This window comes from Kitasatospora sp. NPDC002522 (genome assembly GCF_053595195.1).
Map to the genome: position 1 here is coordinate 89,577 of NZ_JBSFXE010000024.1, position 25,176 is coordinate 114,752.

Genomic DNA, 25,176 nt, shown 5'->3' on the forward strand with positions numbered 1-25,176 from the left:
CCACCGGACGCCGACTGGTCCTGGGAACCGGACCACCCGTTGCCTAGCGTGACAGACATGCCGCCCACCCCCATCCCCTCCCCGGCCCCCGCGACGGCCGGCGCGCTGCGTGCCGCCGCCGCGATGACCCTGCTCGGCTGCTCGACCGGCGTCACCGCCGCCTTCAGCGCGTACCCGGTCGCCGCCGGTCAGGCCCTGCGCTACACGCTGGCCGCCGCGGTGCTGCTCCCGCTGGCCCGCCGCCAGGGCCCGCTGCCCGGCCGGCTGACGGGCCGGGAACTCGGCCTGCTGCTCGCGCTGGCCGCGACCGGGCTGCTCGCCTTCAACCTGCTGCTGGTGACCGCCCTGCGGCACACGGACGCCGCGGTGGTCGGCAGCGTCGTCGGCTGCACCCCGCTGCTGCTCGGCGTGCTCGGCCCGCTGCTGGCCCGCCGTCGGCCGCGGTGGTCGTGGTCGGCGCCGCGCTCACCCAGGGCTACGGCTCCGGCGACCTGACCGGCCTGCTCTGCGCCACCGGCACCCTGCTCTGCGAGGCCGCCTTCTCGCTGCTCGCCGTCCCGCTGCTGCCCCGCCTCGGCCCGGTCCGGGTCTCCGCCTACACCACCGCCCTCGCCGTCCCGCTGTTCGCCGTCGCCGCCCTGCTCTCCCCCGGCCCGCTGCGCGCACCCACCACCGCCGAGGTCCTCGCGCTGCTCTACCTCGCCCTCCCGCTGACCTGCGGCGCGTTCCTGCTCTGGTACTCCGCGCTGACCCGCCTCACCCCGGACCACGCGGGCCTGTACGGCGGTCTGCTCCCGCTCACCGCCACCCTGTCCGGTGCCCTCCTCACCTCCGTCACGCCCACACCCGTCCAGTTCCTCGGCGCCGCCCTGGTCACCCTGGCCCTGCTGGCCGGGCCCACCCGGACGCCGCCCGCACCGGCCGCGCCCCGCCCCGCTCCCGTGCCGCCCGACACCCCGTCAGCCGCGTCAGCCGAACCCGCGGCGCCCGTCGCCTGAACGCCACTCGTCCGGGGGCGGGCGTTTGTATGCGGGTCGACAACTGCGCATAGGGTGGGCGGCGATGACTGTCGACCGGCGCAGCGTGCTGCGTTCCACCGCCCGGCTCGCCGCGCTCACCGCGGCGGGCGGCCTCGTCGCGGCCTGCGGCGACGCCTCCGACCACGCGACCGCCGAGGCCTCCTCGATGGCGGCCCGCCCGCAGCCGACGCACCTGGCCGAATCGCCGGAGCCGGTCACGCCGAGCCCCAGCCCGACGCCGACGGCGACCTTCGCGCTGCCGCCGCTCGCGGCGGGCACCCCGGAGGAGGTGGTGACGGGGCCGCGCACCCGGCCGAACGTCGCGCTGACCTTCCACGGCCAGGGCGACCCGGCGATCGCCACCGCGCTGCTGACCGCCGCCGAGCAGCGCGGAGCCCGGCTGACCGTCCTCGCGGTCGGCAGCTGGCTGGACCAGCAGCCGCAGATGGCGGAGCGGATCCTGTCCGGCGGCCACGAGCTCGGCAACCACACCCAGAACCACCTGGACATCTCCTCGATGCGCCCGCAGCAGGCGCACGACGAGATAGCGCAGTGCGCGGAGCGCCTGAACCGGCTGACCGGTTCGATCGGCCGCTGGTTCCGCCCCTCGGCGACCCAGTTCGCCAACGCGATGATCCGCGAGCAGGCCCGGCAGGTCGGCTACCAGCACGTCCTGTCCTTCGACATCGACCCGCACGACTACGCCGACCCCGGCGCCGAGGCGGTGCAGAACCGGGTGCTGAAGGCGGCCGGCCCCGGCTCGGTGGTCGCCCTGCACATGGGCCACCCGGGCACCGTCACCGCCCTCCCGGTGATCCTGGACGCCCTGGCCGCCAAGGGCCTGCACGCCGTCACCGCCTCCGAGCTCTGCGCCTGACCACCCCGCCGGCGCCGCCCGCCCGCCCCCGCCTGACCCGCCGTCACCTGCCGACCGGGCCGCATGCCATGCTCACCCCATGCGCTATGTGATCCTCGGCGCCGGCGCGGTCGGCGGCACCATCGGCGGACGGCTCCACCAGAGCGGCCGCGACGTCGTCCTGGTCGCCCGCGGCGCCCACCTGGCCACGCTGCGCGCGGACGGTCTGCGGCTGACCACGCCCGACGGCGCGCACCGGCTGCCCGTCCCGGCGGTCGGCGGGCCGGACGAGCTCGACCTGACGCCCGAGGACGTGCTGGTCCTCGCCGTGAAGACCCAGCACACCACCGCCCTGCTGGACCAGTGGGCGCCCCGACCGGTGGCCGGTGGCGGCACCGCGGCCGAGCGGCTGCCGGTGGTCTGCGCGCAGAACGGCGTCGCCAACGAGCGCCTGGCGCTGCGCCGCTTCGCCCGGGTGTACGGGATGTGCGTGTGGCTGCCGTCCACCCACCTGGAGACGGGCCGGGTCTCCGCGGCGGGCACCCCGTGCTCCGGCGTGCTGCACGTGGGCCGGTACCCGCAGGGGCGGGACGCCACCGCCGAGCGGATCGCGGCGGACCTGGCCGACTCGTACTTCGACGCGCCGGTCAGCGGGCGGGTGATGGAGTGGAAGTACGCCAAGCTGCTCGGCAACCTCGGCAACGCGCTGGAGGCGGTGGCCGGGCCGATCGACGGCGAGCTGCGCGAGGCCGTGTGGCAGCGGGTGCAGGCCGAGGGCCGGGCGGTGCTGGCCGCCGCGGGCATCGACCACACGTCCGCGGAGGAGCAGCGCCGGGTGCGCGGGGAGCGGATCGTCCTGCAGCCGCTGGCGGGCGAGGAGCGCGGCGGCGGCTCGTCCTGGCAGAGCCTGAAGCGCGGCACCGGTGACATCGAGGCGGACTACCTGAACGGCGAGGTGGTCCTGCTCGGGCGCCTGCACGGCGTCCCGACCCCGTTGAACGCGGCCCTGCAGCAGCTGGCCGGCGCCTTCGCCCGCGAGGGCCGCGCCCCCGGCACCCTCCCCGAGTCCGAGCTCGCCGCGCTGCTGCGGCCCTGACGGGCCGCCACCGCCGCGCCGACGCCCCGTCACGCCATCGGGTCGTCCGGACCGTACGGGCGCAGCCGCAGCGTCCGGGCGTCGGCGGCGCGGATCTCGGCGGCGGAGGCCACCAGCGTCTCCAGGTTGTCGCGTCCGGCGTGCAGGAAGCGCCCGTGCAGCCCGTCGAACCGGCCGCGGGCGGCGTCCACGGTGACCGCGACCATGTACGGGATGGAGCCCCAGGCCTTCATGTCGCGGAACATCGGCATGCCGGCGGTCATGTCGGTGGCGACCGCGCCGGGGCTGATGTCGAGCACCACGACGCCGTGCCGGCCGACCGAGTCGGCGATGTTGTCGGTGAGCTTCAGCAGTGCGCCCTTGGAGGTGGCGTACGCGGTGTAGTTGCCGTCGGGGCGCAGCGCGAAGCCGCTGTTGAGGTTGATCACCCGGCCGCGGCGGCGTTCGACCATGCCGGGCAGCACGTGCCGCAGCAGGTTGTACGGGCCGCGCAGGTTGGTCTCCACCACCTGCCACCACTGGGCGGGGTCGGTCTCCCAGATCGGGGTCTCGTCGCGGTCGACCTGCCCGGCGTTGTTGATCAGCAGGTCGACCGGGCCGAGGTCGCGTTCGACGGCGCGGACGGCCTCCCGGACGGCGCCCGGGCGGGTGACGTCGGCGGTGACGGCGACGCCGCGGGCGCCGTGCCGGACGCACTGCTTCAGGGTGTCGATCAGCCTGTCGTGGGTGCGGCCGACCAGTCCGACGGACATCCCCTCGGCGGCCAGTCCGATGGCGATCTCCCGGCCGATGCCGCGCCCCGCACCCGTGATCAGCCCCACCTGCCCGGCCAGCGATCCCGTCATCTGCGTGCTCCCTCCTCGGCGGAACCCTCGCATTCTGTCCGCTGGCCGGGGGCGCACGGGGAGCGCGCGCGGCGTACGGGGCACCGTCACCCGTTCGGCGCAGTGGCCGACCTGCCGCGGCCGGGAGCGAGGCGGCGTGAACGGGCGTTAAGCGGAGTAGTACCGTCGTCCGGGCGACTGCTCGGCCGCACCAGGCCGAACGGTTCGCCGACACACCCGGCTGGGCCACCCCCAGCACCACGTGAAGGGCAACTGAGTGAGTGACATCGCGCGCGTCGGAGTAGTCGGCTGCGGCCTCATGGGGTCGGGCATCGCCGAGGTCTTCGCCCGTTCCGGGCTGGAGGTGCTGGTCTCCGAGGCCAGCGGCGAGGCGCTGGAGCTGGGCCGGACCCGGCTGACCAACTCCCTGGAGACCGCTGTCAGGCGCGGCAAGCTGTCCGAGGAGGAGCGCGACGAGGCGCTGTCCCGACTGTCCTTCACCACCGAGCTCTCCGACTTCCACGACCGCGACCTGGTGGTCGAGGCCGTCGCCGAGCGCGAGGACATCAAGGTCAAGATCTTCGAGACCCTGGACCAGGTGATCACCCGCCGGGACGCGCTGCTCGCCTCCAACACCTCCTCCATCCCGATCGTGAAGCTGGCCGCCGCCACCACCCGCCCCGAGCAGGTGATCGGCCTGCACTTCTTCAACCCGGCGCCGGTGCAGAAGCTGGTCGAGGTGATCCCCACCCTGACCACCTCCGCCGAGACCACCTCCCGGGCCGAGCAGTTCGCGATCCAGGTGCTCGGCAAGGAGCCGATCCGCGCCCGCGACCGGGCCGGCTTCGTGGTCAACGCCCTGCTGGTCCCGTACCTGCTCTCCGCGGTCCGGATGTTCGAGACGGGCGTCGCCACCGCCGCCGACATCGACAAGGGCATGGAGGCCGGCTGCGCCCACCCGATGGGTCCGCTGCGCCTGTGCGACCTGATCGGCCTGGACACCATCGTCTCCATCGCCGACTCGATGTACGAGGAGTACAAGGAGCAGCTGTACGCCGCCCCGCCGCTGCTGTCCCGGATGGTCGACGCGGGCCTGCTCGGCCGCAAGTCCGGCCGCGGCTTCTACGACTACACCGCCTGACGGACCGTCAACGCACTGCGGCCGCCCCCACGCGTCGTGGGAGGCGGCCGCAGTGCGTCCGTGCCCGGCCCGGCGTCACCCGCGAGCACCGGGCCGGACGTTCCGGGGGGGTGACTAGCTGTTGATCTGGTACGGGTCGCCGTAGACCTTCCACTTCAGCGGCGGGTTCAGGTCGAAGTTCTTGGCGTTGACGAACACCAGCTGCTCGGTGTCGACGCGGCTGGTGTCCGCGTGCGCCTCCTCCTTCTTCATGACGACCTTGCGGGCGTCCATGAACGCCTTCAGGTAGGTCGCCTCGTCGCCACCCTGGGCGGGGGTCTTGGCCTTCTTCATCGCCGCCGCGCGGATGCCGCCGAAGCTGTCCGAGTCGGTGCCCGGGCCGTGCATCACGATCGCGTCGTAGTAGATGAACTGGCCGAGCGCCCGCAGGCCGTCCGACTTGCCCTGGCGCACCGCCGGGTTGAAGTACACCCGGTCGCGCTCGTCGTTCTGCGCCTGCTGGAAGACGGTGTCCTTCGCGGCGGTCGCCCAGTCCTTGGTGAACGCCGAGCCCAGGCCGCTGTGCGAGGCGGAGCCGTTCACCTTCTTCAGGGCCGGCAGGTACTTGGCCAGGATGTTGCCCGGCTTCAGGTCCGTGTAGTGCTGCACCAGTTCCAGCATGTCGCCGGTCCCGGAGCAGAAGCCGATGATGCCGGCGGTGTAGCCGCGGCCGTCACCGATGTCCTCGATGTACTTGTACTGCGCCTTCCAGTCCAGCGAGGAGTTCTCGGCCGAGGAGACCAGCTCCATGGCGATCTCCTTCTTGTGCGCGTCGTCCAGGCCGACGCCGGCCACCGCGCTCACCGGGGCGGCGTTCGCGACGCCGACACCGGCGACCGTGACCGGGAGGGCGGCGATCAGGACCGCGAGAGCGGCCCGGGTGGTGCGGGAGGTACGGTGCTTGCTGCCCATCTGACGCTCCGTCTGCCGGGCTGCGGGCATGGGGGTGCCCGCAGGGAGTGGGGGTGGGAAAGCTTGCGTTAGGAAACTTTCCTAACCAGGATTGAACCGTCAGTTCCCCGCCACCGCAAGGCCCTTGGCCCGATCTGTCAGGTACTCAACATACGTCGGCGGTCGCCGCCGCCACGCAAATCGCTCGCCCCACGGGCCGTTCGCAGGCATCCTGGGCCGAATGCAGATCCGCACCGCCACCGCCGCCGACTGGCCCGCCGTCTGGCCGTTCTTCCACCGCATCACCGCCGCCGGGGAGACCTTCACCTACCCCGCCGACCTCACCGCCGACACCGCCCGCGACTGGTGGATGCTCCCCGCCCCCCACCGCACCGTCGTCGCCACCCTCGACGACGGCACCCTCGTCGGCACCGCCAAGATGAACAACAACCAGTGGGGCAACGGCAACCACGTCGCCAGCGCCAGCTTCATGGTCGACCCCGACCACGCCGGCCGCGGCATCGGCCGCGCCCTCTGCGAACACACCCTCGACTGGGCCCGCGAAGCCGGCTACCGCGCCATCCAGTTCAACGCCGTCGTCGCCACCAACACCCCCGCGATCCGCCTCTACCAGTCCCTCGGCTTCACCATCCTCGGCACCGTCCCCGAAGGCTTCCACCACCCCCGCCACGGCTACGTCGGCCTCCACATCATGCACCGCCCCCTGTAACGCCCCACCAGACCGCTCCCCGCGAGACCACGCCCCGCCAAGACGCGCCCCGCCAGGGGCGCGAGGAACTGCGCGAGCAACCCCTCCCCCACCGCCAGATCGCGCCCACCAGCAACTCCCCCACCCCCGTAGCGCCCACCCCCAAACCGAAAGGGCCCCGCCAGACGGAAGAACCGTCCACCGGGGCCCCAGGCGCATCGCCTGACGTCGCGTCAGCCTCGCAGCACCGCACCCGTACGCTCGGCCGCCACCGCCACCGCGGCCTCGCGGGCCGCACTCGCCTCGTCCGCCGTCAGCGTCCGGTCGGTGGCGCGGAAGCGCAGCGTGTACGCCAGCGACTTCTTGCCCGCGCCCGCCTGCTCGCCCGTGAAGACGTCGAACAGCCGCAGCGACTCCAGCAGTTCGCCCGCACCGTCGCGCAGCGCCGCCTCCACGTCCGCGGTGTGCACCGCCGCGTCGACGATCAGCGCCACGTCCTGCGTCGCCACGGGGTACGCGGAGACCGGCGGGCCGGAGACCCGGCGGCCGTCCTCGAAGAGCAGGTCGAGGTCGAGCTCCATCGCGCTGGTGCGCTCCGGCAGGTGCAGCGCCTTGATCACCCGCGGGTGCAGCTCACCGGCGTGGCCGATCACCTCGTCGCCGACCAGCAGCTCCGCGCAGCGGCCCGGGTGCCACGGCGCGTACTGCGCCTGGCGGACCGTCAGCTCCACGCCCGCCGCCGCGGCGACGGTGCGGGCGGCCTCGACGGCGTCGGCCCAACCGGCCGGCGCGCCCTTGCCCCACCAGCCGGAGGGGATCCGCTCGCCGGTCAGCGCGACGGCGACCCGGCGCGGCTGGTGCGGCAGCGCGGCGTTCAGCTCGGCGAGCTGCTCCTCGCTGGGGCGGCGGTCGACGGGCAGCCGCGGCGCGACCTTGTGCTCGTCCTTCGGCAGGAACACCGTCCCGGTCTCGAACAGCGCGAGGTCGGTGTTGCCCCGGCCGACGTTGCGGCGCAGCGCGCCGAGCAGCCCCGGCAGCAGGGTGGTGCGCAGCGCCGGCTCGGCGTCGTTCAGCGGGTTGACCAGCTTGACGGTGCGTCGGCGGGCGTCGTCCGCGTCCAGGCCGAGCCCGTCGAACGCGGCCTCGCCGACGAACGGGTAGGCGTTGATCTCGACGTAGCCCGCGCCGGCCAGCGCCACGCCGACCCGGCGGTGGAAGCGCTGCGCCTCGGTCAGGCCGCGGCCCGGCGGGACGGTGGGCATCCGGGCGGGGACGTTGTCGTAGCCCTCCAGCCGGATGACCTCCTCGGCGAGGTCGTACGGGTCGGTGAGGTCGGGGCGCCAGGACGGCGGGGTGACCTCCAGGACGTCCGCGCCGGCGACCGTGCAGCCGACCTCCTGCAGGCGGCGGGCGACGGTCTCGCGGCCGTACACGGCGCCGGCCACCCGGTCGGGCAGGTCGGCGTCGATGGTGATGGTGCGCACCGGGTGCGGGGCGGCGATGTCGGTCACCCCGGCCTCGGCGGTGCCGCCGGCGATCAGCACCAGCAGGTCGACGGCGCGCTGCGCGGCGGCGCGGGCGGCCTCCGGGTCGACGCCGCGCTCGAAGCGCTTGGACGCCTCGGAGGGCAGCTTGTGCCGCTTGGCGGTGCGGGCGATCGCGACCGGCTCGAAGTGCGCCGCCTCGATGATCACCTCGGTGGTGCCGGTGACGGCGCCGGTCTCGGCGTCGACGACCGGGTCGAGGATCTCGGTGGAGGCCCCGCCCATCACGCCGGCCAGACCGATCGGACCGGTGTTGTCGCAGATCAGCAGGTCCTCGGCGGACAGCTTGCGCTTGACGCCGTCCAGCGTGGTGAGGGTCTCGCCCTCGGTGGCGCGGCGGACCTGGATCGGGCCGTCGACGCGGCCGCGGTCGTAGGCGTGCAGCGGCTGGCCGACCTCCAGCATCACGTAGTTGGTGATGTCGACGGTCAGCGAGATCGGCCGGATGCCGGCCTTCTGCAGGCGGCGCTGCAGCCAGATCGGCGACTTGGCGGCCGGGTCGACGCCGGTGACGGTGCGCGCCACGAAGCGGTCGCAGCCCACCGGGTCGGCGACCTTGACCAGGTAGCCGTACGCGTTCGCCGGCGGGACGTCCAGCAGCGCCGGGTCGGCCAGCGGCAGGCCGTACGCGGCGGCCGCCTCGCGGGCCACGCCGCGCATCGACAGGCAGTAGCCGCGGTCCGGGGTGACCGCGATGTCGAGCACCTCGTCGGCCAGCTGGAGCAGCTCGATCGCGTCGGTGCCGGGCTCGAACTCGGGCGGCAGCACGATGATGCCGTTGTGGTCGTCGCCCATGCCGAGCTCGCGGGCCGAGCAGATCATGCCCGCCGAGGTGTGGCCGTAGGTCTGCCGGGCGGAGATCGGGAACGGGCCGGGCAGCACGCCGCCGGGCAGGATCACCACGACCTTGTCGCCGACCTGGAAGTTGGTCGCGCCGCAGACGATCTCCTGCGGCTCGCCGGTGCCGTTGGCGGCGCCGACGTTGACGAAGCAGTGCCGGATCGGCTTCTTGAAGCCGCTCAGCTCCTCGATCGACAGCACCTCGCCGACCACCAGCGGGCCCTTGATGTCGGTGCCGAGCTGCTCGACGGTCTCCACCTCGAGACCCGCGCGGACCAGCCGGGCCGCGACGTCGCGTCCGGTCTCACCCGCCGGCAGGTCGACGTACTCGCGCAGCCAGGAAAGCGGGACGCGCATCAGATCTCCATCCCGAACGGGAGGGTGAAGCGCACGTCACCCTCGACCATGTCGCGCATGTCGGCGACGTTGTGACGGTTCATCAGGATCCGCTCCAGGCCCAGGCCGAACGCGAACCCGCTGTAGCGCTGCGGGTCGACGCCCGCGGCGACCAGCACGCGGGGGTTGACCACGCCGCAGCCGCCGAGCTCGATCCAGCCCTCCGAGGAGCAGGTCCGGCACGGGCGGTCCGGGTTGCCGACGGACGCGCCGCGGCAGACGAAGCACTGGAGGTCGATCTCCGCGCTCGGCTCGGTGAACGGGAAGTACGAGGGGCGCCAGCGCAGCTCCAGGCCGCCGCCGATCAGCTTCTCCACCAGCACCTCGATGGTGCCCTTGAGGTCGGCGAAGGTGATGCCCTCGTCCACCGCGAGGCCCTCGACCTGGCGGAACACGGGTGTGTGGGTGGCGTCCAGCTCGTCGGTGCGGTACACCCGGCCCGGGCTCACCGCGTACAGCGGCGGCTGGCGGTCCAGCATGGTGCGGATCTGCACCGGCGAGGTCTGGGTGCGCATCACCACGCCGGAGTCGGCGGTGCCGTCGGGGCCCTCGACGAAGAAGGTGTCCTGCATCGAGCGGGCCGGGTGGTCGGCGTGCAGGTTGAGGGCGTCGAAGTTCAGCCACTCCGCCTCGACCTCGGGGCCGGAGGCCACCTGGTAGCCCATGGCGATGAAGGTGTCCTCGATCCGCTCCGCCAGCGTGGTCAGCGGGTGGCGGGCGCCGCGCGGGGTGCGGCCGTAGGGCAGCGTGACGTCCACCGCCTCCTCGACCAGCACCCGGGCGTCGCGCTCGGCCTCCAGCTCGACCTGGCGCTTGGCCAGGGCCTGGTTGACCGCGCCGCGGGCCTGGCCGATCAGCTTGCCGGCGGCGGCCTTCGCCTGCGGGGGCAGCGCACCGATCTCGCGGTTGGCGAGCGAGAGCGGGGAACGGTCGCCGGTGTGGGCGACCTTCGCCTGCTTGAGCGCCTCGAGGTCGGCGGCGGCGGCGAACGCGGCGATCGCCTCGTCCCGGGCCTGCTCCACCACCTCGGGCTTGAGGGCCTCGACCTCGACCGGGTCGTACGACTTGTTGGGTGCCGACATCTCTATAGTTCCCGTGCTCCTGCTCGTGATCAGGTCTGCTGCCTCGCCGGGCGTCCCAGAACGCCAAAGGTCGAGTGTAGTCGCAGCGCGCTACCGCATACGGCGGGTGACCGTGGCCGTGCGGTGCTCAGAGCATGAAGTCCGGGATGCCGGCGGGCAGCACGAAACGGAACCGGGCACCCCCGCCGGGCGCCCGGCTGATCCGGATCACCCCGCCGTGCGCCTCGACCACACCCTTGACGATGTACAGGCCCAGGCCGGTGCCGCCGCGCCTGGACCCCCGCCAGAACTTGGTGAACACCCGCGGCATCGCGTCCTCCGGGATGCCGCCGCCCTGGTCGCTGACGGTCACCGCAGTGCCTTCCAGCACCCGCGGCGGCGTCCCGGCCGGCTCCCAGCCCGCCGCCTCCACCACTTCCTTGGCCGTCGCGACCTCGATGGTGACCGTGCCCTCGCCGTGCCGCACCGCGTTCTCCAGCAGGTTCGCCAGCACCTGGTCGATCTTGTCCGGGTCGCCCCACTGCTCGTTCAGCGGCTCCGCCACCCGGATGTCGAACCGGTCGGCCGGGATGCCCGCCGCGACCTTGCCCGCCACGTGCCGGTGCACCGCCGCCGCCAGGTCGATCCGCTGCCGGCGGATCTCCAGCCGGCCGGCGTCGATCCGGGAGATGTCCAGCAGCTCGGCGATCAGCCGGGTCACCCGGTCCGCGTCCGCGTCGACGGTCTCCAGCATCACCCGCTTCTGGCCGTCGTTGAACCGCTCCCACTTCGCCAGCAGCGTCGCCGTGAAGCCCTTCACGCTGGTCAGCGGCGAGCGCAGCTCGTGGGCGACGGTGGCGATCAGCTCCGCGTGGCTGCGCTCCGTCCGGCGCCGCGCCTCGGTGCCGCGCAGCGTCACCACCACCCGCACCGGCGGGCTGCCCGGGTCCTCCCGCACGTACCGGGCGCAGACCAGTACCTCCCGCCCGCCGGGCAGCAGCAGGTTCCGCTCCGGCTGCCCGCTGCGCACCGCGAGGCCCCCGTACGGGTCGGTCAGCTGCCACCAGCGCCGCCCGTCCAGGTCCTCCAGCGGCAGCGCCTGATCCAGCGTCAGACCGAGCGCACCCGCCGCCGACCGCCCGGTGATCCGCTCGGCGGCGCGGTTGAACACCACCACCCGCCCGTGCGCGTCCGCGACCACCAGCCCGTCCGGCAGGTCGTCAGGTTCCAGGGTCGCCGAGCTCCCGCCGCCCATGGGTGTCCTCCCCCGCCCCTTGTCGGCCTTGAGCCCCGACCCTAGCGCGGTCAGGCGTCGGCGCGACACCCTCCGGGGGAGCGCTGGGCGCGCGCGGAGGCGTACAGGCACACGGCGGCGGCCGTGGCGAGGTTCAGGCTCTCCGCGTGCCCGTGGATGGGCACCCGTACCACCTCGTCGGCCAGCGCCCGGGTCTCCTCCGGCAGGCCCCACGCCTCGTTGCCGAACACCCAGGCGTGCGCGGAGCCCAGCGAGCCCTCGTCCAGCTCCTGGTCCAGGTCCCGCTCCCCCGCGCCGTCCGCCGCCAGCACCCGCACCCCGGCCGCCCGCAGCCGCGCCACCGCCTCCTCGATCGGCACCCCGGTGGCGACCGGCAGGTGGAACAGACTGCCCACCGACGCCCGCACCGCCTTCGGGTTGTACGGGTCGACCGACGCGTCGGTCAGCACCACCGCGTCAGCCCCGGCCGCGTCCGCGGTGCGCAGCACGGTGCCGGCGTTCCCGGGGTCGCGGACGTGCGCCAGCACCGCGACCAGCTTCGGCCGGGCCTGCAGCACCTGCTCGAACGGCGTGTCGATGAACCGGCACAGCGCCACGATGCCCTGCGGGGTGACGGTGTCGCAGATGTCCGCGATCACCTCCTCGGTGGCGGTCAGCACCGGCAGCCCGGCCGCCCGCGCCGCCCCGGCGATCTCCGCGTGCCGCTCGGCGGCCTCCCGGGTCAGGTAGATCTCCACCACGGCGTGCTCCCCGCCAGGCAGCCGCCCGTACGCCACCGCCTCCCGCACGGCCTGCGGGCCCTCGGCCAGGAAGCGCCGCTCCTTGCTCCGCTGGTTGCGCTTGGCCAGCCGGCGGGCGAAGACGACGCGCGGGGAGCGCAGGGAGGTCAGCAGGGGGATGTCGGTGCTCATGCTCACGATCTTCGTCATGAAGGGGCGGATGGCGCGCGATACGCGACGGACCCGCAGGCACGAGAGGCCTGCGGGTCCGGGAAGCTCAGCTCAAGGCGAGGGGCCTCGATCAGGCGGCGACCTTGGGGGCGTTGACGTCCTCCGGCAGCGCCTTCTGGGCGACCTCGACCAGGGCGGCGAACGCGACGGTGTCGTTGACCGCGAGGTCCGCGAGCATCTTGCGGTCGATCTCGACGCCGGCGGCCTTCAGGCCCTGCACGAAGCGGTTGTAGGTCATGCCGTTGGCACGGGCAGCGGCGTTGATGCGCTGGATCCACAGCTGACGGAAGTCGCCCTTGCGCTTCTTGCGGTCGTTGAAGTTGTAGACCAGCGAGTGGGTGACCTGCTCCTTGGCCTTGCGGTACAGGCGCGAGCGCTGACCGCGGTAGCCGGAGGCCCGCTCGAGGATGACCCGGCGCTTCTTGTGGGCGTTGACTGCCCGCTTGACGCGTGCCACTTGATTACTCCTTGGTTCCGGACCCCGGATCGTGCCGCCGGTCCGTTATTCGATTCGGTCGGAAAGGATCAGCTGGTGCCCACGGCCGAGCCGCGGGCGGGCGATCACTTGCCGAGAAGCTTCTTGATCTTCTTGGCGTCGCCGGGGGCCATCTCGGCGTTGCCGGCCAGCTTGCGGGTCAGCGTCGAGGGCTTGTGCTCAAGCAGGTGGCGACGGCCGGCACGCTCGCGCAGCACCTTCCCGGAGCCAGTGATCTTGAAGCGCTTGCTGGCGCCGCTGTGCGTCTTCTGCTTCGGCATGTCGCCGTTTCTCCTCGTCGGTCCGTTCACGGCCCGCGCCGTACGGCACGGGCCGGAACTGGATGGATCTCGTCTCCGGGGCGGGTGCCCCGGAACCGATGCCGATCCCGCCCGGATCTGAACCCGAAGGCTCAGGCGTCCTGGGCGGCGTCGGCGGGCTGCTCGACCTCGGCGGCCTCGACCTCGGTGGTCTCGGCGTCGTCGGCCTCGACCTCGTCGGCCTCGACGGCCTCGTCCTCGACGAACTCGGCCTCATCGACCTCGTCCGCCCCGTCGGCGGCCGGACCGCGACCCAGCCGCTCCGCCTTGCGGGCGTCGGCGAGCGCGCGGGCCTCGGCCATCGCCTCGGTCTTCTTCTTGTGCGGGCCGAGAACCATGATCATGTTTCGGCCGTCCTGCTTCGGAGCGGACTCCACGAAGCCCAGCTCCTGGACGTCGTCCGCAAGCCGCTGCAGCAGTCGGAAGCCCAGCTCGGGCCGGGACTGCTCACGACCGCGGAACATGATCGTGATCTTGACCTTGTCGCCCTGCTTGAGGAACCGAACGACGTGACCCTTCTTGGTGTCATAGTCGTGCGGGTCGATCTTCGGCCGGAGCTTCATCTCCTTGATGACCGTGTGCGCCTGGTTCTTGCGCGCCTCACGGGCCTTCATCGCCGACTCGTACTTGAACTTGCCGTAGTCCATGAGCTTGCACACCGGCGGGCGGGCCGTCGCGGCCACCTCGACCAGGTCCAGGTCGTACTCCTGGGCAAGCTCCAGCGCCTTCGCGAGCGGGACGATGCCGACCTGCTCGCCGCTGGGACCGACGAGTCGCACCTCGGGGACGCGAATCCGGTCGTTGATGCGGGGCTCGGTGCTGATGGGGCCTCCTCGGTTGCACCTTCTTCGATGCGGCCGTCGGACGGCGGTCGCACGTAGTGGTTTCGACCACTGGGCGGGGCTTCATTCATGCTCCGCTGCTCCTGCCGCCTGGCAGAGGCACCGAACGCACGAAAAAAGCCCCGCACGGTACAGGCGGGGCTCCACACGTTCCGGATGTCCTCGCGGACACCACTGGCGACGGGCAATCCTCACGGGCGCCCTTCGCGGACCGTACCCGTCGGCCCTTCGGCCGATCAGGTGGGAGACTGTCGCGGTTGCCCTCTCGGGCCTCCTGAGGTGGAGCCTCCACTTGCTGGCCGGGCACCCCGAAGGGACTACCTGGCCGGTCAGTCTCGAAGCATACCAGCGTTCGGGGGCCGACCGGTATTCCGACCCCTCGCCGCCCGCCTTGTACGCTCCCTTTGTACTGCGCTTTCGCACCAGCATCCCGGAGTGACACCGTGACCAGCCAGCCCGACCACGACCACACGCCCGAGTCCGCGGCGTCCGACGAGGCGATCGGCTTCGACGACCTGACCCGCGACATCGCCGAGGTCCCGGCCGTCGAGGTGATCACCACCGTCGCCGTCCACCTGATGAGCGCCGCCGCCGTCAAGTGCGGGCTGGCCGAGGGCGGCGAGGCCGACAAGGACCTCGACGAGGCCCGCAAGCTGATCACCGCCCTGGCCGGCCTGGTCACCGCCGGGGCCCCCGAGATCTCCAACTTCCACGCCGCCCCGCTGCGCGACGGCCTGCGCTCCCTGCAGCTGGCCTTCCGCGAGGCCTCCCTCATCCCCGACGCCCCGGGCTCCGGCCCCGGCGAGAAGTTCACGGGCCCGGTCTACTCCTGACCCGCGCAGCGCTCTGCGCCCCGACAGGGGCGCGGGAAACCGCGCGAGGCGGAAGACGCCCAGCAGAAAGCCGCCCGCCGAGGGAAGTCCCCCGGCGGGCGGCTCACTTGTCGGATCAGGCGTCGTACTCGTCCAGCGGCGGGCACGAGCAGACCAGGTTCCGGTCGCCGTACGCGCCGTCGATCCGCCGCACCGCCGGCCAGTACTTGTCCGCCGGGTTCACGCCCGCCGGGAAGACCGCGGTCTCCCGCGAGTACGCGTGCTCCCACTCGCCCGCCAGCATCGACGCGGTGTGCGGGGCGTTGCGCAGCGGGTTGTCGTCGGCCGGCCACACGCCCGCGCCGACCTGCTCGATCTCGCCGCGGATCGCGATCATCGCCTCGCAGAACCGGTCGATCTCGTGCAGGTCCTCGGACTCGGTGGGCTCGATCATCAGCGTGCCGGCCACCGGGAACGACATGGTCGGCGCGTGGAAGCCGTAGTCGATCAGGCGCTTGGCGATGTCGTCGACGCTGACGCCGGTCTCCTTGCTGAGCGGGCGCAGGTCGATGATGCACTCGTGCGCGACCAGCCCGCCGGGGCCGGTGTACAGCACGGGGTAGTGCGGGGCGAGCCGCTTGGCGATGTAGTTGGCGTTCAGCACGGCCACCTGGGTGGCGCGCTTGAGGCCCTCGCCGCCCATCAGCCGGACGTACGCCCAGGAGATCGGCAGGATCGCCGCGGAGCCCCACGGCGCGGCCGAGATCGGGCCGACACCGGTCGCGGGGCCGGCCTCGGCCTGCAGCGGGTGGTTGGGCAGGTACGGCGCGAGGTGCGAGCGCACCGCGACCGGGCCGACGCCGGGGCCGCCGCCGCCGTGCGGGATGCAGAAGGTCTTGTGCAGGTTCAGGTGCGAGACGTCCGCGCCGAACTTGCCCGGCTTGGCGAGGCCGACCAGCGCGTTCAGGTTGGCGCCGTCGACGTACACCTGGCCGCCGGCCTCGTGGACGAGCGCGCAGATGTCGGTGATCTGGGTCTCGAACACGCCGTGGGTGGACGGGTAGGTGACCATCAGCACGGACAGCTGGTCGCGGTGCAGCGCGATCTTGGCCTTGAGGTCCTCGACGTCCACGTCGCCGTCGGCGAGCGTCTTGACGACCACGACCCGCATGCCGGCCATCGCCGCGGAGGCCGCGTTGGTGCCGTGCGCGGAGGACGGGATCAGGCACACGTCGCGCTGGAGGTCGCCGTTGGCCCGGTGGTAGGCGCGCACCGCGAGCAGACCGGCGAGCTCGCCCTGCGAGCCGGCGTTCGGCTGGATCGAGACGGCGTCGTAGCCGGTGACCTCGACCAGCTGCTGCTCCAGCTCGCGGATCAGGGTCAGGTAGCCGGCGGCCTGCTCGACCGGGGCGAACGGGTGCAGCTGGCCGAACTCGGGCCAGGTGACCGGCTCCATCTCGGTGGTCGCGTTGAGCTTCATGGTGCAGGAGCCAAGCGGGATCATGCCGCGGTCGAGCGCGTAGTCGCGGTCGGAGAGCCGGCGCAGGTAGCGCAGCATGGCGGTCTCCGAGCGGTGGCTGTGGAAGACCGGGTGGGTGAGGTACTCGTCCTCGCGCAGCAGCGCGGCGGGCAGCGCCTCGGCGTCCTCGGCCACGGCGGCCTCGATGCCGAACGCGCCGAACACGGCGGCCAGGTGCTCGCGGGTGGTGGTCTCGTCGCAGGAGACCGACACCCGGTCCGCGTCGACCCGGTGCACGTTGACGCCCTGCGCCAGCGCGGCGGCGGCCACGGCGTCCGCCCGGCCCGGCACGACGGCCGTGACGGTGTCGAAGAACGCGTCGTGGGCGAGCTGCACGCCGCCCGCGCGCAGGCCGGCCGCGAGGGCGGCGGCGTAGCGGTGGGTGCGGCGGGCGATCGCGGCGAGGCCGTCGGGGCCGTGGTAGACGGCGTACATGGAGGCCATCACCGCGAGCAGCACCTGGGCGGTGCAGATGTTGGAGGTGGCCTTCTCGCGGCGGATGTGCTGCTCGCGGGTCTGCAGGGCCAGCCGGTAGGCGCGGTGGCCGTCGGCGTCGACGGAGACGCCGACCAGGCGGCCGGGCAGGTTGCGGGCGTACTCGGCGCGCACCGCGAGGTAGCCGGCGTGCGGGCCGCCGAAGCCCATCGGGACGCCGAAGCGCTGCGAGGTGCCGCAGGCGATGTCGGCACCGAGCTCGCCGGGCGAGCGCAGCAGGGTGAGGGCGAGCAGGTCGGCGGCGACGGCGACGATCGCGCCGAGGCCGTGGGCCTGGTCGATGACCGGCTTGATCGCGCGCACCGCGCCGGAGGCGCCCGGGTACTGCAGCAGCACGCCGAAGACGCCGCGCTCGGCGATCTCGGCGGGGATGCCCTCGGACAGGTCGGCGACGACGACCTCGACGCCGGTCGGCTCGGCGCGGGTCTCGATGACGGCGACGGTCTGCGGCAGGGTGTCGGCGTCGACCAGGAAGACACCGCCCTTGACCTTGGTGACGCGCCGGGCGAGGGCCATCGCCTCGGCGGCGGCGGTGCCCTCGTCGAGCAGCGAGGAGCCGGAGGTGGCCAGGCCGGTGAGGTCGGCGACCATGGTCTGGAAGTTGAGCAGCGCCTCCAGGCGGCCCTGCGAGATCTCCGGCTGGTACGGCGTGTAGGCGGTGTACCAGGCCGGGTTCTCCAGCACGTTGCGCAGGATGACCGGCGGGGTGAAGGTGCCGTAGTAGCCGAGGCCGATCATCGAGGTGAGGACCTGGTTGCGGCCGGCCAGCTCGCGCAGTTCGGCGAGCACCTGGGCCTCGCTGCGGCCCTCCGGCAGGCCGAGCGCGGTGAGGCTGCGGATGGCGGCGGGGACGGCGGCGTCCGACAGCTCGTCCAGGGAGGCGAACCCGACGTGGGCCAGCATCTTTTCCTGGGCGTCGGCGTCGGGACCGATGTGGCGCTGCTCGAAGGGGCTGGCCTGCTCAAGCTCACGGAGCGTCGGCTGGGCGTTCATGGGGGTCGGGCCTCCTGGTCGCGGACCGGCGGGGGTACGCACGCCGGTCGCGCCGTGGGGCGCCCGGGATGTACGAACCCGTCAGCCTCCCCCTCTGTCATCGGTACCTGAGAGCTTCGCACGGCCGCCCGTGGGGCGCGGCGTGCTTGCACCGTCGGTGAGGGTGGGTGCCGACGGCATCGGTGCCGACGGTCCTGCCCTGCTTTCCAGAGTGACCTGATCTCGCCCGGTACGGATGCCTGAGAGATTCCGGGGAGGGGTTGCTCCTTCGGCGTCCCCGCAGCCCCTCGTACGGGGCCGGGGACTCTCCCGAGCGTGCTCGGCGGTCGCCGCCCAGGTTACCAGCGCGGGCCCGGCCGATCACCGGTGCGGCCCTGTGATCTGCCCCGGACGGCGGCGTCCGGAATGCCACCGTCCGTTACGTGCCGTTTGGTGTGAAGTGGCGGGCCGGCCAGCTCCTCCTCCCGCCCCTCTGACGGACCCTCAAGGAGCAGCAGGACTGGAGGACAGCGTGCAGACCGATATCGATCCGCGCGACCTGATCGGACACAAGGCGGTCGACCGGAACGGTGACAAGATCGGCACTGTCGACGAGGTGTACCTGGACGACGCCACCGGCGAACCGGAGTGGGCGGCGGTCCGTACCGGGATCTTCGGCCGGGACGCCTTCGTCCCGCTGACCACCAGCGAGTTCGCGGGGGACGAGCTGCGCGTCCCGTACGACAAGTCGCTGATCAAGGAGTCGCCGGACTTCGGGGTGGGCCAGCACCTCTCCCCCGCCCAGGAGCTCCAGCTGTACCGCTACTACGGCCTGGACACCGTCGCCGGCACGCTCGCCGGGGAGTCCGGCTCGGCGCCGGCCGCGAAGGAGCGTCCGCGCCCGACGGCCGGCGGCGACCGGGACTTCGGCGCGCTCGCCCCGAGCGTCCCGCCCACGCCGTCTCCGACGAACGGCACGAACGGCACGAACGGCACGAGCCCCGTGAACGCGGCCCCGCCGGCTTCGGCGTCGTACGCCTCCGCGAAGAGCAGCCCGCGGCACGCCTCCGAGCAGCGGCCGGGTGCGGAGCGGGCCGCGTCGGTGGAGCCGACCGCGCCGGTGGAGATCACCTGCCGGGAGGAGCGGCTGGACATCACCACCGAGTGGCACGCGGTGGGCACCACCCGGCTGCGCAAGTACGTGACCACTGAGCCGGTCGAGCGCCGGGTGCCGGTGGTGCGCGAGCGGGTGCGGGTGGAGCGGATCCCGGTGTCGGACGCGGAGCGGGCGGGGCTGACCGAGCAGGAGATCGCCGAGGCGGTCGAGGAGGTCACGCTGCGCGAGGAGCGTCCGGTGGTGCGCAAGTACCTGGCGCCGATCGAGCGGGTGCGGCTGGTGGTGGAGCGGTACACCGAGGAGGAGGTGGTCCGCGACGAGCTGCGCCGCGAGCAGGTGGAGGTGCACGACGCGGCGGTCGGCGCGGACGGCGCGGCCCCGCACCGGACGCAGCAGCAGCCGTGGCACGCGAAGCCGCAGCAGCCGGCGGCCGCCGGGGGCGGCGTGAACGCGGTGCCGCTGTCCGGGCTGAACGGCGGCGGTCTGGAGCACGCCCGTCCGGAGCCGCTGCGCTCGGTCTGACGGCGGGTCAAGGTCCGGCCCCGGTCCGCTTCGGCGGGCCGGGGCCGGGCGCTTTGCCAAAGCTTCACTATTCGATATTTGACACAGTGAAGCATCTCCGGGATGGTTACTTCAGTTCATGCACTATCGCCATCCTGAAGAAAACTTCCCGGAGGATCCCCGTGAGTGAGGCACCACAGCCCACCGCCGCGGCCGACAAGCCCACCAGCGCCCGGGTCCTGCCCGCCCTGATCCTGGCCATGCTGGCGTTCAGTGTGGTGCAGACCGCGGTCGTCCCGATCCTGCCGGGCCTGGCCCGCGAGCTCGGCGTCTCGGGCTCGAGCATCACCTGGCTGATGACCGCCAACCTGCTGTCCGCCGCGGTCCTGACCCCGCTGCTCGGCCGCTTCGGCGACCTGCGCGGCCGCAAGCCGATGCTGCTGGTCTCGCTGGCCGGCCTGGTGCTCGGCTCCGGCCTCGCCGTCACCACCCACTCGTTCACCTGGCTCGTGGTCGCCCGCGTGCTGCAGGGCGCGGGCGGCGGCGTGCTGCCGCTGGCGATCAGCATCGTCCGCGACGAGCTGCCCAAGCAGAAGGTCACCGGCGGCGTCGCCGCGATCTCCGCCTCGATGGGCGTCGGCTCCGGCCTCGGCCTGGTCGCCACCGGCCTGCTGCTGGAGCACTGGAGCTACAAGTCGATCTTCTGGATGGGCCTGGTCTTCGGCCTGCTCGCCGTCGTGCTGGTCGTCGTCCGGGTGCCCAGCGACCCGGTGATCGACAAGGAGGGCGGCGCCGACCCGCTCGGCGCGCTCACCCTGGCCGGCTGGCTGTCCGCACTGCTGATCGCGGTCAGCCAGGGCAACCACTGGGGCTGGACCTCCAACCGCACCCTCGGTCTGTTCGCCGTCGCCGCCGTGGTCGCGCTGCTCTGGCTGCTGGTCGAGTCCAAGGTCAGCCACCCGCTGGTCGACCTGAAGATGATGTCCCGCCCCGCGGTCGCCTTCACCAACATCTCCGGCCTGCTGATCGGCTTCGGCATGTACGGCTCGTTCATGGTGATCAGCAACTTCGCCCAGACCCCGGAGAAGTTCGCCCACTACGGCTTCACCGCCACCGTGCTGCACGCCGGCATCATGCTGCTGCCGTCCGCGATCGGCTCGATGGTGGCCGCCCCGCTCGGTGCGATGCTGATCGCCCGCCGCGGCCCGCGCCTGCCGCTGGTCCTCGGCGGCCTGCTGGGCGCGGTCTCGATGGCCTACCTGGCCGTCCGCCACGGCGCCGAGTTCGACATCTACCTCTCCTCCGCGGTCTTCGGCCTCGGCGTGGGCCTGGCCTACGCGGCGATGCCCGCGTACATCAACGGCGCCGTCCCGGCCGAGCAGTCCGGCATCGCCAACGGCATGAACGCGGTGCTGCGCACCGTCGGCGGCGCCGTCGGCACCGCGGTGATGGCCGCGATCCTCACCGGGGACACCCTGAAGCTGCCGATCCCGGTGCAGCTGCCCACCGAGAACGCCTACCAGCACGCCTTCTGGGTGGCCGCCGCGATGTGCCTGGTCGCCGGCGCCGTGCCGTTCGCGATCCGCCGGATCCGCTCCGCCGCCACCACCCCCGCCGAGCGCCCGGCCGACCTGGCGCTCGCCAAGACCGACGCCTAGCCCCGACAGGCCCTGACGGCGTCCCCCTCGCGTACTGGACACACGCGAGCGGCTCCCGGGCCCGCCGCCACGGGCATCGGCGGCGCGGCCCAGGACCGGCCGACGGCCCCGCACCCCTCCCGGGTGCGGGGCCGTCGCCGTCTCACTCCCCCGCGGACTCACGCAGCGGCAGCGCCCCGGACGGCTCCAGCTCCTCGTCGTCGACCGCGAAGGTGCGCACCCGGCCGGGCGCCGAGTACGGCGTCTCGAACCGGACGGTGACCCGGCCGACGCCGCTGCCCTGCACCCACCCAGGACCGAACTGACGGTGCGTCACGTCCTGCCCGGGCCACCAGCGGCGCACCGCCGGCGGCTGCTCGGGCTGCACCGGCTCCGGCTCGGGCTGCTCCTCCGCCGCCGCCTCCCGTTCCTCCCGCTCCAGCTGGGCGAACAGGTCCTCCTGCGTGTAGTCGGCGAGCTGGGCGACGCCGACACCCAGCAGCCGCACCCCGCCGGTGACGTCGACCTGCATCGCCAGGCGGCGGGCGGTCGAGGCGATCACCTCCTCGTCGTCGGTGGGGCCGCGCAGCGTCTCCGAGCGGGTCAGCGTGGAGAAGTCGAAGCGGCGGACCTTCAGCACCACCGTCCGCCCGGAGCGGCCGGTCGCCCGCAGCCGGCGCACGCAGCGGCCGGCCAACTGCTCGATCTCGCGCAGGATGCGGTCCCGGTCGGCGAGGTCGACCTCGAAGGTGTCCTCCACCGACACCGACTTGGCGTCCCGGTCCGGCACCACCGGCCGCTCGTCCCAGCCGAGCGCCATCTGGAAGACCCCCGCGCCGTGCGCCTTGCCGAGCAGCGCCACCAGCTCCTCGTACCCGGCCTCCGCCAGGTCCGCGACCGCGGTCAGCCCGGCCCGGCGCAGCGCCTGCTCGGTGGCCGGACCGATCCCCGGCAGCGCCCGCACCGGCATCGGCGCCAGCACCGAGCGCTCCGAGCCCGGCTCGATCAGCACCAGCCCGTCCGGCTTGGCCTGCTCCGAGGCGATCTTGGCCATCAGCTTGGACGCCGCCGCACCGACCGACGCGGTCAGCCCCGTACGCTCCACGATGTCCGCCCGCAGGTCCTCGGCCAGCGCCAGCACCAGCTGCGCGCCCTCCTCGGGCGTCGCGTCGGCGAGCGCCGGACCGTACGGCCCCGCCTCCAGATCGACGAACGCCTCGTCCAGGCTGAGCGGCTCCACCAGCGGCGAGCGCTCGCGCAGCAGGCCCATCACGATCTCGCTGTTGGCGCGGTACGCCTCGAACCGGCCGGTCAGGAACGCCGCGTTCGGGCAGAGCCGGCGGGCCTGCGCCATCGGCATCGCCGAGTGGACGCCGAACTTCCGCGCCTCGTACGAGGCCGTCGACACCACCCCGCGCCCGCCCAGCCCGCCGACGATCACCGGCTTCCCGCGCAGGCTCGGCTTGGACGCCTGCTCCACCGCCGCGAAGAAGGCGTCCATGTCGAGGTGGATCACGCTCGGCACGCTGCGCACGCGCCGATCATCCCGCGTGCCACCGACAATCGCCGTCAGCCGCGGTCGGAATCGCTCAACGCCCTGGCCACGCCGTCCTCCCGCGGGCCCAGGAAGTACGGATCCGGCTGGAACAGCGCGTTCAGCAGCGCCTTCCCCGCACCCGGCACCTCCCGCAGCCCGCCGTACCACCAGGTGGCGTCGTGCCACTCCTCCACGCCCACCGCGTACGCGTCGATCCCGGCCGCCCGGCACAGCGCCAACGCCCGCCGCACGTGGAAGGTCTGACTGACCAGCACCGCCTTCTCCACCCCGAAGATCCGGCGCGCCCGGGCGCAGGAGTCCCAGGTGTCGAAGCCCGCGTAGTCGCCGACCACCCGCACCCCGGGCACCCCGCGCTCGATCAGGTAGCCGCGCATCGCGTCGGTCTCGTCGTACGCCACCGTGCCGTTGTCGCCGGTCACCAGGATCGCCCGCACCTTGTGCCGCCGGTACAGCTCCAGCGCCGCGTCGAGCCGGTGCGCCAGGTACGGCGAGGGCTTGCCGTCGAACAGCCCGGCGCCGAACACCACCGCCACCGGCGCCTCGGGCGCGCTGTCCACCGTGCCCACCCGCGAGGACTGCGACGCCCACAGCCAGGCACTCGGCGCCAGCGCCAGCACCGCGCACAGCACCAGCGCCTGGAACCACCGCCGCTGACCGCGCCTGCTCCCCCAGCCCGGCGGCCGCCACGCCGCCAACGCCCGCCCGCTCCGGCCCAGCCGGCGGACCAGCGCGCGGCAGCGCCGCCCCAGCCATCTCATGATCGACACACCGGTGCGGACGACTCCCGCCCGCCCCGCGGTTCCCGCGCCGACGGACCGTCAGACCGCGCGATTGCGGCGCTGCGCCAGCTCGTCGGCCGGATCCTGGCCCACCAGCGTCTCCCCGGTGTCGGTGCGCTCCGCGTGCAGCCGCCCGAGCGTACCCTCCAGCTCCAGCCAGACCGCGCCCACCGCGATGCCGAACACGCCCTGACCACCGTTCAGCAGATCGACCACCTGCTGCGGCGACGTGCACTCGTACACCGTCGCGCCGTCGCACATCAACGTCAGCCCGGCCAGGTCCTGCTGGTCCGCGGACTGCAGGTGGGTCACCGCCACCCGGATGTTCTGCAGCGAGACGCCCGCGTCCAGCAGCCGCTTGACGATCTTCAGCATCAGGATGTCGCGGAAGCCGTACAGCCGCTGCGCCCCCGCCGGGTACGCCGAGCGCACCGAGGGCTCCAGCAGCCCGGTCCGGGCCCAGTAGTCCAGCTGCCGGTAGGTGATCCCGGCGGCGGCGCACGCGGTCGGACCGCGGTAGCCGACCAGCGCCGAGGTCGGGGCGAGCCGTTCGATGGCCGGCTGTCCGGCCTGCACGGCGGGGAAGCGGCCGACCCGCGGCAGCTCCTCGCCCTCCGGCTCGGGGCTCCAGGGCCGCCCGATCAGGCCGCGACCGGCACGCGGCACGTGCACCGCGCACAGCGCTCCGGTGCGCGTCTCCTCGCCGGTGCCGCTCATCGCCAACCTCCGTCCAGATCCCCGGGAACCGCCGCGGCCGCCACGGGCCCCGGGTTTCCGGGTGGCCCGCCGGGCGGGGCCATCACCTGACGGTAGGCAGTCGCCCGAGCACCGTCAACGATCGCCACGCCGGGGCCTTCCGCAAACTTCACTCCATCGAGTGGTTATTCGTGCCCCAAGCACGGGTACCGGAACGGATTTCCCCCACAGCCGAGTTGCATCGCCCGCCCGACCCCGGTAGCGGCCCGGACCAGGACCGCTACTGCTGGCCGCCGCCGAAGTCCTCCGGTGAGACCTGGTCCAGGAACTCCCGGAACTTCTCGACCTCGTCCTCCTGCTCGTCCGGAATCGAGATGCCCGCCTCCGCCAGGACCTCCTCGGCCCCGTAGATCGGCGTACCGGTGCGCAGCGCCAGCGCTATCGCGTCCGAAGGGCGCGCACTCACCTCGACGCCACCCGCGAACACCAACTCCGCGTAGAAGACGCCGTCGCGCAGATCGTTGATCCGCACCTCGGTCAGCCGGTGGCCCAGCGCCTCCAGCACGTCCTTGAACAGGTCGTGCGTCAGCGGCCGCGCCGGCGTCATGCCCTGCTGGGCGAACGCGATCGCGGTCGCCTCACCCGGGCCGATCCAGATCGGCAGGTACCGGTCGCCGCCCACCTCCCGGAGCAGCACGATCGGCTGGTTGGACGGCATCTCCACCCGGACACCCACGACGTCGAGCTCATTCACACTGGCAACCCTATGGCGCGGGCTGCCGATAGGAAAGCGCAGCAGGCAGCGGCCACCCTGATCCGGCCGCCCGCACCA

Annotated in this window: 23 protein-coding genes and 1 riboswitch; of the genes, 9 read left to right on the top strand and 14 right to left on the bottom strand. The window is 73.1% G+C overall.

The features are described 5' to 3' along the window. The first annotated feature begins 57 nt into the window (after positions 1-57). The 4 genes from ACWD4U_RS21265 to ACWD4U_RS21280 all read left to right on the top strand — a co-directional run bounded on the left by ACWD4U_RS21265 (position 58) and on the right by ACWD4U_RS21280 (position 2,971). A complete protein-coding gene (locus ACWD4U_RS21265; protein ID WP_363453903.1) occupies positions 58-495 on the top strand; it encodes an EamA family transporter in 438 nt (145 codons plus the stop codon). Further along, a complete protein-coding gene (locus tag ACWD4U_RS21270) occupies positions 444-998 on the top strand; it encodes an EamA family transporter (RefSeq protein ID WP_363453901.1) in 555 nt (184 codons plus the stop codon). The genes ACWD4U_RS21265 and ACWD4U_RS21270 overlap by 52 nt, the downstream gene beginning before the upstream one ends. A 64-nt stretch (positions 999-1,062) precedes the next feature. Beyond that, positions 1,063-1,896: a polysaccharide deacetylase family protein gene (locus ACWD4U_RS21275; RefSeq protein ID WP_363453899.1), complete on the top strand. Its 834-nt coding sequence runs from the start codon at positions 1,063-1,065 to the stop codon at positions 1,894-1,896. Between the two features lie 79 nt (positions 1,897-1,975). Beyond that, entirely contained in the window at positions 1,976-2,971 is a 996-nt protein-coding gene (locus ACWD4U_RS21280) for a ketopantoate reductase family protein (protein WP_363453897.1), read from the top strand. 29 nt (positions 2,972-3,000) lie between these two features. Here ACWD4U_RS21280 and ACWD4U_RS21285 read toward each other — a convergent pair whose 3' ends face one another. Then, on the bottom strand, positions 3,001-3,816 hold the full coding sequence (locus ACWD4U_RS21285) for an SDR family NAD(P)-dependent oxidoreductase (RefSeq protein WP_363453895.1): 816 nt from the start codon (positions 3,814-3,816) through the stop codon (positions 3,001-3,003). A 256-nt stretch (positions 3,817-4,072) separates the two neighbouring features. Here ACWD4U_RS21285 and ACWD4U_RS21290 point away from each other — a divergent pair, with 256 nt between their 5' ends. After that, complete coding sequence (locus ACWD4U_RS21290; RefSeq protein WP_363453893.1) at positions 4,073-4,936, top strand: 3-hydroxybutyryl-CoA dehydrogenase; 864 nt, start codon at positions 4,073-4,075, stop codon at positions 4,934-4,936. 114 nt (positions 4,937-5,050) lie between these two features. Here the strand turns inward: ACWD4U_RS21290 and ACWD4U_RS21295 are convergent, their stop codons facing one another. Next, complete coding sequence (locus ACWD4U_RS21295) at positions 5,051-5,887, bottom strand: chitosanase (protein WP_363453891.1); 837 nt, start codon at positions 5,885-5,887, stop codon at positions 5,051-5,053. 220 nt (positions 5,888-6,107) lie between these two features. Here ACWD4U_RS21295 and ACWD4U_RS21300 point away from each other — a divergent pair, with 220 nt between their 5' ends. Continuing rightward, a complete protein-coding gene (locus tag ACWD4U_RS21300; protein WP_363453889.1) occupies positions 6,108-6,596 on the top strand; it encodes a GNAT family N-acetyltransferase in 489 nt (162 codons plus the stop codon). A gap of 212 nt (positions 6,597-6,808) precedes the next feature. On the opposite strand, the gene pheT is transcribed toward ACWD4U_RS21300, so the two are convergent. The 7 genes from pheT to infC all read right to left on the bottom strand — a co-directional run bounded on the left by pheT (position 6,809) and on the right by infC (position 14,240). After that, positions 6,809-9,316 (bottom strand): phenylalanine--tRNA ligase subunit beta, encoded by a 2,508-nt coding sequence (pheT, locus tag ACWD4U_RS21305; protein WP_363453887.1) that lies wholly within the window; start codon positions 9,314-9,316, stop codon positions 6,809-6,811. Continuing rightward, entirely contained in the window at positions 9,316-10,437 is a 1,122-nt protein-coding gene (gene pheS / locus ACWD4U_RS21310; RefSeq protein WP_363453885.1) for a phenylalanine--tRNA ligase subunit alpha, read from the bottom strand. The genes pheT and pheS overlap by 1 nt, the downstream gene beginning before the upstream one ends. 127 nt (positions 10,438-10,564) lie before the next feature. After that, the gene (locus ACWD4U_RS21315; protein ID WP_363453883.1) at positions 10,565-11,671 is read right to left on the bottom strand and encodes a sensor histidine kinase; all 1,107 of its coding nucleotides are present in this window, start codon (positions 11,669-11,671) and stop codon (positions 10,565-10,567) included. 50 nt (positions 11,672-11,721) lie between these two features. Continuing rightward, on the bottom strand, positions 11,722-12,582 hold the full coding sequence (locus tag ACWD4U_RS21320) for a TrmH family RNA methyltransferase (protein ID WP_363454049.1): 861 nt from the start codon (positions 12,580-12,582) through the stop codon (positions 11,722-11,724). A 109-nt stretch (positions 12,583-12,691) separates the two neighbouring features. After that, positions 12,692-13,078 carry a 50S ribosomal protein L20 gene (rplT, locus tag ACWD4U_RS21325; protein WP_363453881.1) on the bottom strand — a complete coding sequence of 129 codons (387 nt, stop codon included), beginning with the start codon at positions 13,076-13,078 and terminating at the stop codon, positions 12,692-12,694. A 104-nt stretch (positions 13,079-13,182) separates the two neighbouring features. After that, on the bottom strand, positions 13,183-13,377 hold the full coding sequence (rpmI, locus tag ACWD4U_RS21330) for a 50S ribosomal protein L35 (protein ID WP_030268653.1): 195 nt from the start codon (positions 13,375-13,377) through the stop codon (positions 13,183-13,185). 131 nt (positions 13,378-13,508) lie between these two features. Next, positions 13,509-14,240, bottom strand: a complete 732-nt coding sequence (infC, locus tag ACWD4U_RS21335) for a translation initiation factor IF-3 (protein ID WP_363454047.1) — start codon at positions 14,238-14,240, stop codon at positions 13,509-13,511. A gap of 461 nt (positions 14,241-14,701) precedes the next feature. Between infC and ACWD4U_RS21340 the strand changes: the two genes are divergently transcribed. After that, positions 14,702-15,091, top strand: a complete 390-nt coding sequence (locus ACWD4U_RS21340) for a DUF1844 domain-containing protein (protein ID WP_363453878.1) — start codon at positions 14,702-14,704, stop codon at positions 15,089-15,091. 115 nt (positions 15,092-15,206) lie between these two features. Here the strand turns inward: ACWD4U_RS21340 and gcvP are convergent, their stop codons facing one another. Continuing rightward, positions 15,207-18,077: an aminomethyl-transferring glycine dehydrogenase gene (gene gcvP / locus ACWD4U_RS21345; RefSeq protein ID WP_363453876.1), complete on the bottom strand. Its 2,871-nt coding sequence runs from the start codon at positions 18,075-18,077 to the stop codon at positions 15,207-15,209. A gap of 217 nt (positions 18,078-18,294) precedes the next feature. Beyond that, positions 18,295-18,399: riboswitch (glycine riboswitch) on the bottom strand. Positions 18,400-18,588: 189 nt separating this feature from the next. Here gcvP and ACWD4U_RS21350 point away from each other — a divergent pair. Continuing rightward, positions 18,589-19,695 (top strand): PRC and DUF2382 domain-containing protein, encoded by a 1,107-nt coding sequence (locus ACWD4U_RS21350; protein ID WP_363453874.1) that lies wholly within the window; start codon positions 18,589-18,591, stop codon positions 19,693-19,695. Positions 19,696-19,856: 161 nt separating this feature from the next. Further along, positions 19,857-21,332 carry an MFS transporter gene (locus ACWD4U_RS21355; protein ID WP_363453872.1) on the top strand — a complete coding sequence of 492 codons (1,476 nt, stop codon included), beginning with the start codon at positions 19,857-19,859 and terminating at the stop codon, positions 21,330-21,332. Between the two features lie 142 nt (positions 21,333-21,474). On the opposite strand, the gene ACWD4U_RS21360 is transcribed toward ACWD4U_RS21355, so the two are convergent. From ACWD4U_RS21360 to ACWD4U_RS21375, 4 genes are all read right to left on the bottom strand, one after another. After that, complete coding sequence (locus ACWD4U_RS21360) at positions 21,475-22,845, bottom strand: DNA polymerase IV (protein WP_363453870.1); 1,371 nt, start codon at positions 22,843-22,845, stop codon at positions 21,475-21,477. Between the two features lie 35 nt (positions 22,846-22,880). Then, on the bottom strand, positions 22,881-23,627 hold the full coding sequence (locus ACWD4U_RS21365; RefSeq protein ID WP_363453868.1) for a SanA/YdcF family protein: 747 nt from the start codon (positions 23,625-23,627) through the stop codon (positions 22,881-22,883). Positions 23,628-23,687: 60 nt separating this feature from the next. Beyond that, on the bottom strand, positions 23,688-24,365 hold the full coding sequence (locus tag ACWD4U_RS21370; protein WP_363453866.1) for a MerR family transcriptional regulator: 678 nt from the start codon (positions 24,363-24,365) through the stop codon (positions 23,688-23,690). 259 nt (positions 24,366-24,624) lie between these two features. Then, positions 24,625-25,098, bottom strand: a complete 474-nt coding sequence (locus tag ACWD4U_RS21375) for a bifunctional nuclease family protein (protein WP_363453864.1) — start codon at positions 25,096-25,098, stop codon at positions 24,625-24,627. Positions 25,099-25,176: the final 78 nt, after the last annotated feature.

Excerpts from the sequence above, each read along its gene's own strand:
- ACWD4U_RS21370 (WP_363453866.1), bottom strand. The coding sequence starts at position 24,365 with ATGAGCGGCACCGGCGAGGAGACGCGCACCGGAGCGCTGTGCGCGGTG.
- ACWD4U_RS21315 (WP_363453883.1), bottom strand. The coding sequence starts at position 11,671 with ATGGGCGGCGGGAGCTCGGCGACCCTGGAACCTGACGACCTGCCGGAC.
- pheS (WP_363453885.1), bottom strand. The coding sequence starts at position 10,437 with ATGTCGGCACCCAACAAGTCGTACGACCCGGTCGAGGTCGAGGCCCTC.
- ACWD4U_RS21295 (WP_363453891.1), bottom strand. The coding sequence starts at position 5,887 with ATGGGCAGCAAGCACCGTACCTCCCGCACCACCCGGGCCGCTCTCGCG.
- pheT (WP_363453887.1), bottom strand. The coding sequence starts at position 9,316 with ATGCGCGTCCCGCTTTCCTGGCTGCGCGAGTACGTCGACCTGCCGGCG.
- ACWD4U_RS21320 (WP_363454049.1), bottom strand. The coding sequence starts at position 12,582 with ATGAGCACCGACATCCCCCTGCTGACCTCCCTGCGCTCCCCGCGCGTC.
- ACWD4U_RS21365 (WP_363453868.1), bottom strand. The coding sequence starts at position 23,627 with ATGAGATGGCTGGGGCGGCGCTGCCGCGCGCTGGTCCGCCGGCTGGGC.
- ACWD4U_RS21265 (WP_363453903.1), top strand. The coding sequence starts at position 58 with ATGCCGCCCACCCCCATCCCCTCCCCGGCCCCCGCGACGGCCGGCGCG.
- ACWD4U_RS21275 (WP_363453899.1), top strand. The coding sequence starts at position 1,063 with ATGACTGTCGACCGGCGCAGCGTGCTGCGTTCCACCGCCCGGCTCGCC.
- gcvP (WP_363453876.1), bottom strand. The coding sequence starts at position 18,077 with ATGAACGCCCAGCCGACGCTCCGTGAGCTTGAGCAGGCCAGCCCCTTC.
- ACWD4U_RS21285 (WP_363453895.1), bottom strand. The coding sequence starts at position 3,816 with ATGACGGGATCGCTGGCCGGGCAGGTGGGGCTGATCACGGGTGCGGGG.
- ACWD4U_RS21280 (WP_363453897.1), top strand. The coding sequence starts at position 1,976 with ATGCGCTATGTGATCCTCGGCGCCGGCGCGGTCGGCGGCACCATCGGC.
- ACWD4U_RS21300 (WP_363453889.1), top strand. The coding sequence starts at position 6,108 with ATGCAGATCCGCACCGCCACCGCCGCCGACTGGCCCGCCGTCTGGCCG.
- rpmI (WP_030268653.1), bottom strand. The coding sequence starts at position 13,377 with ATGCCGAAGCAGAAGACGCACAGCGGCGCCAGCAAGCGCTTCAAGATC.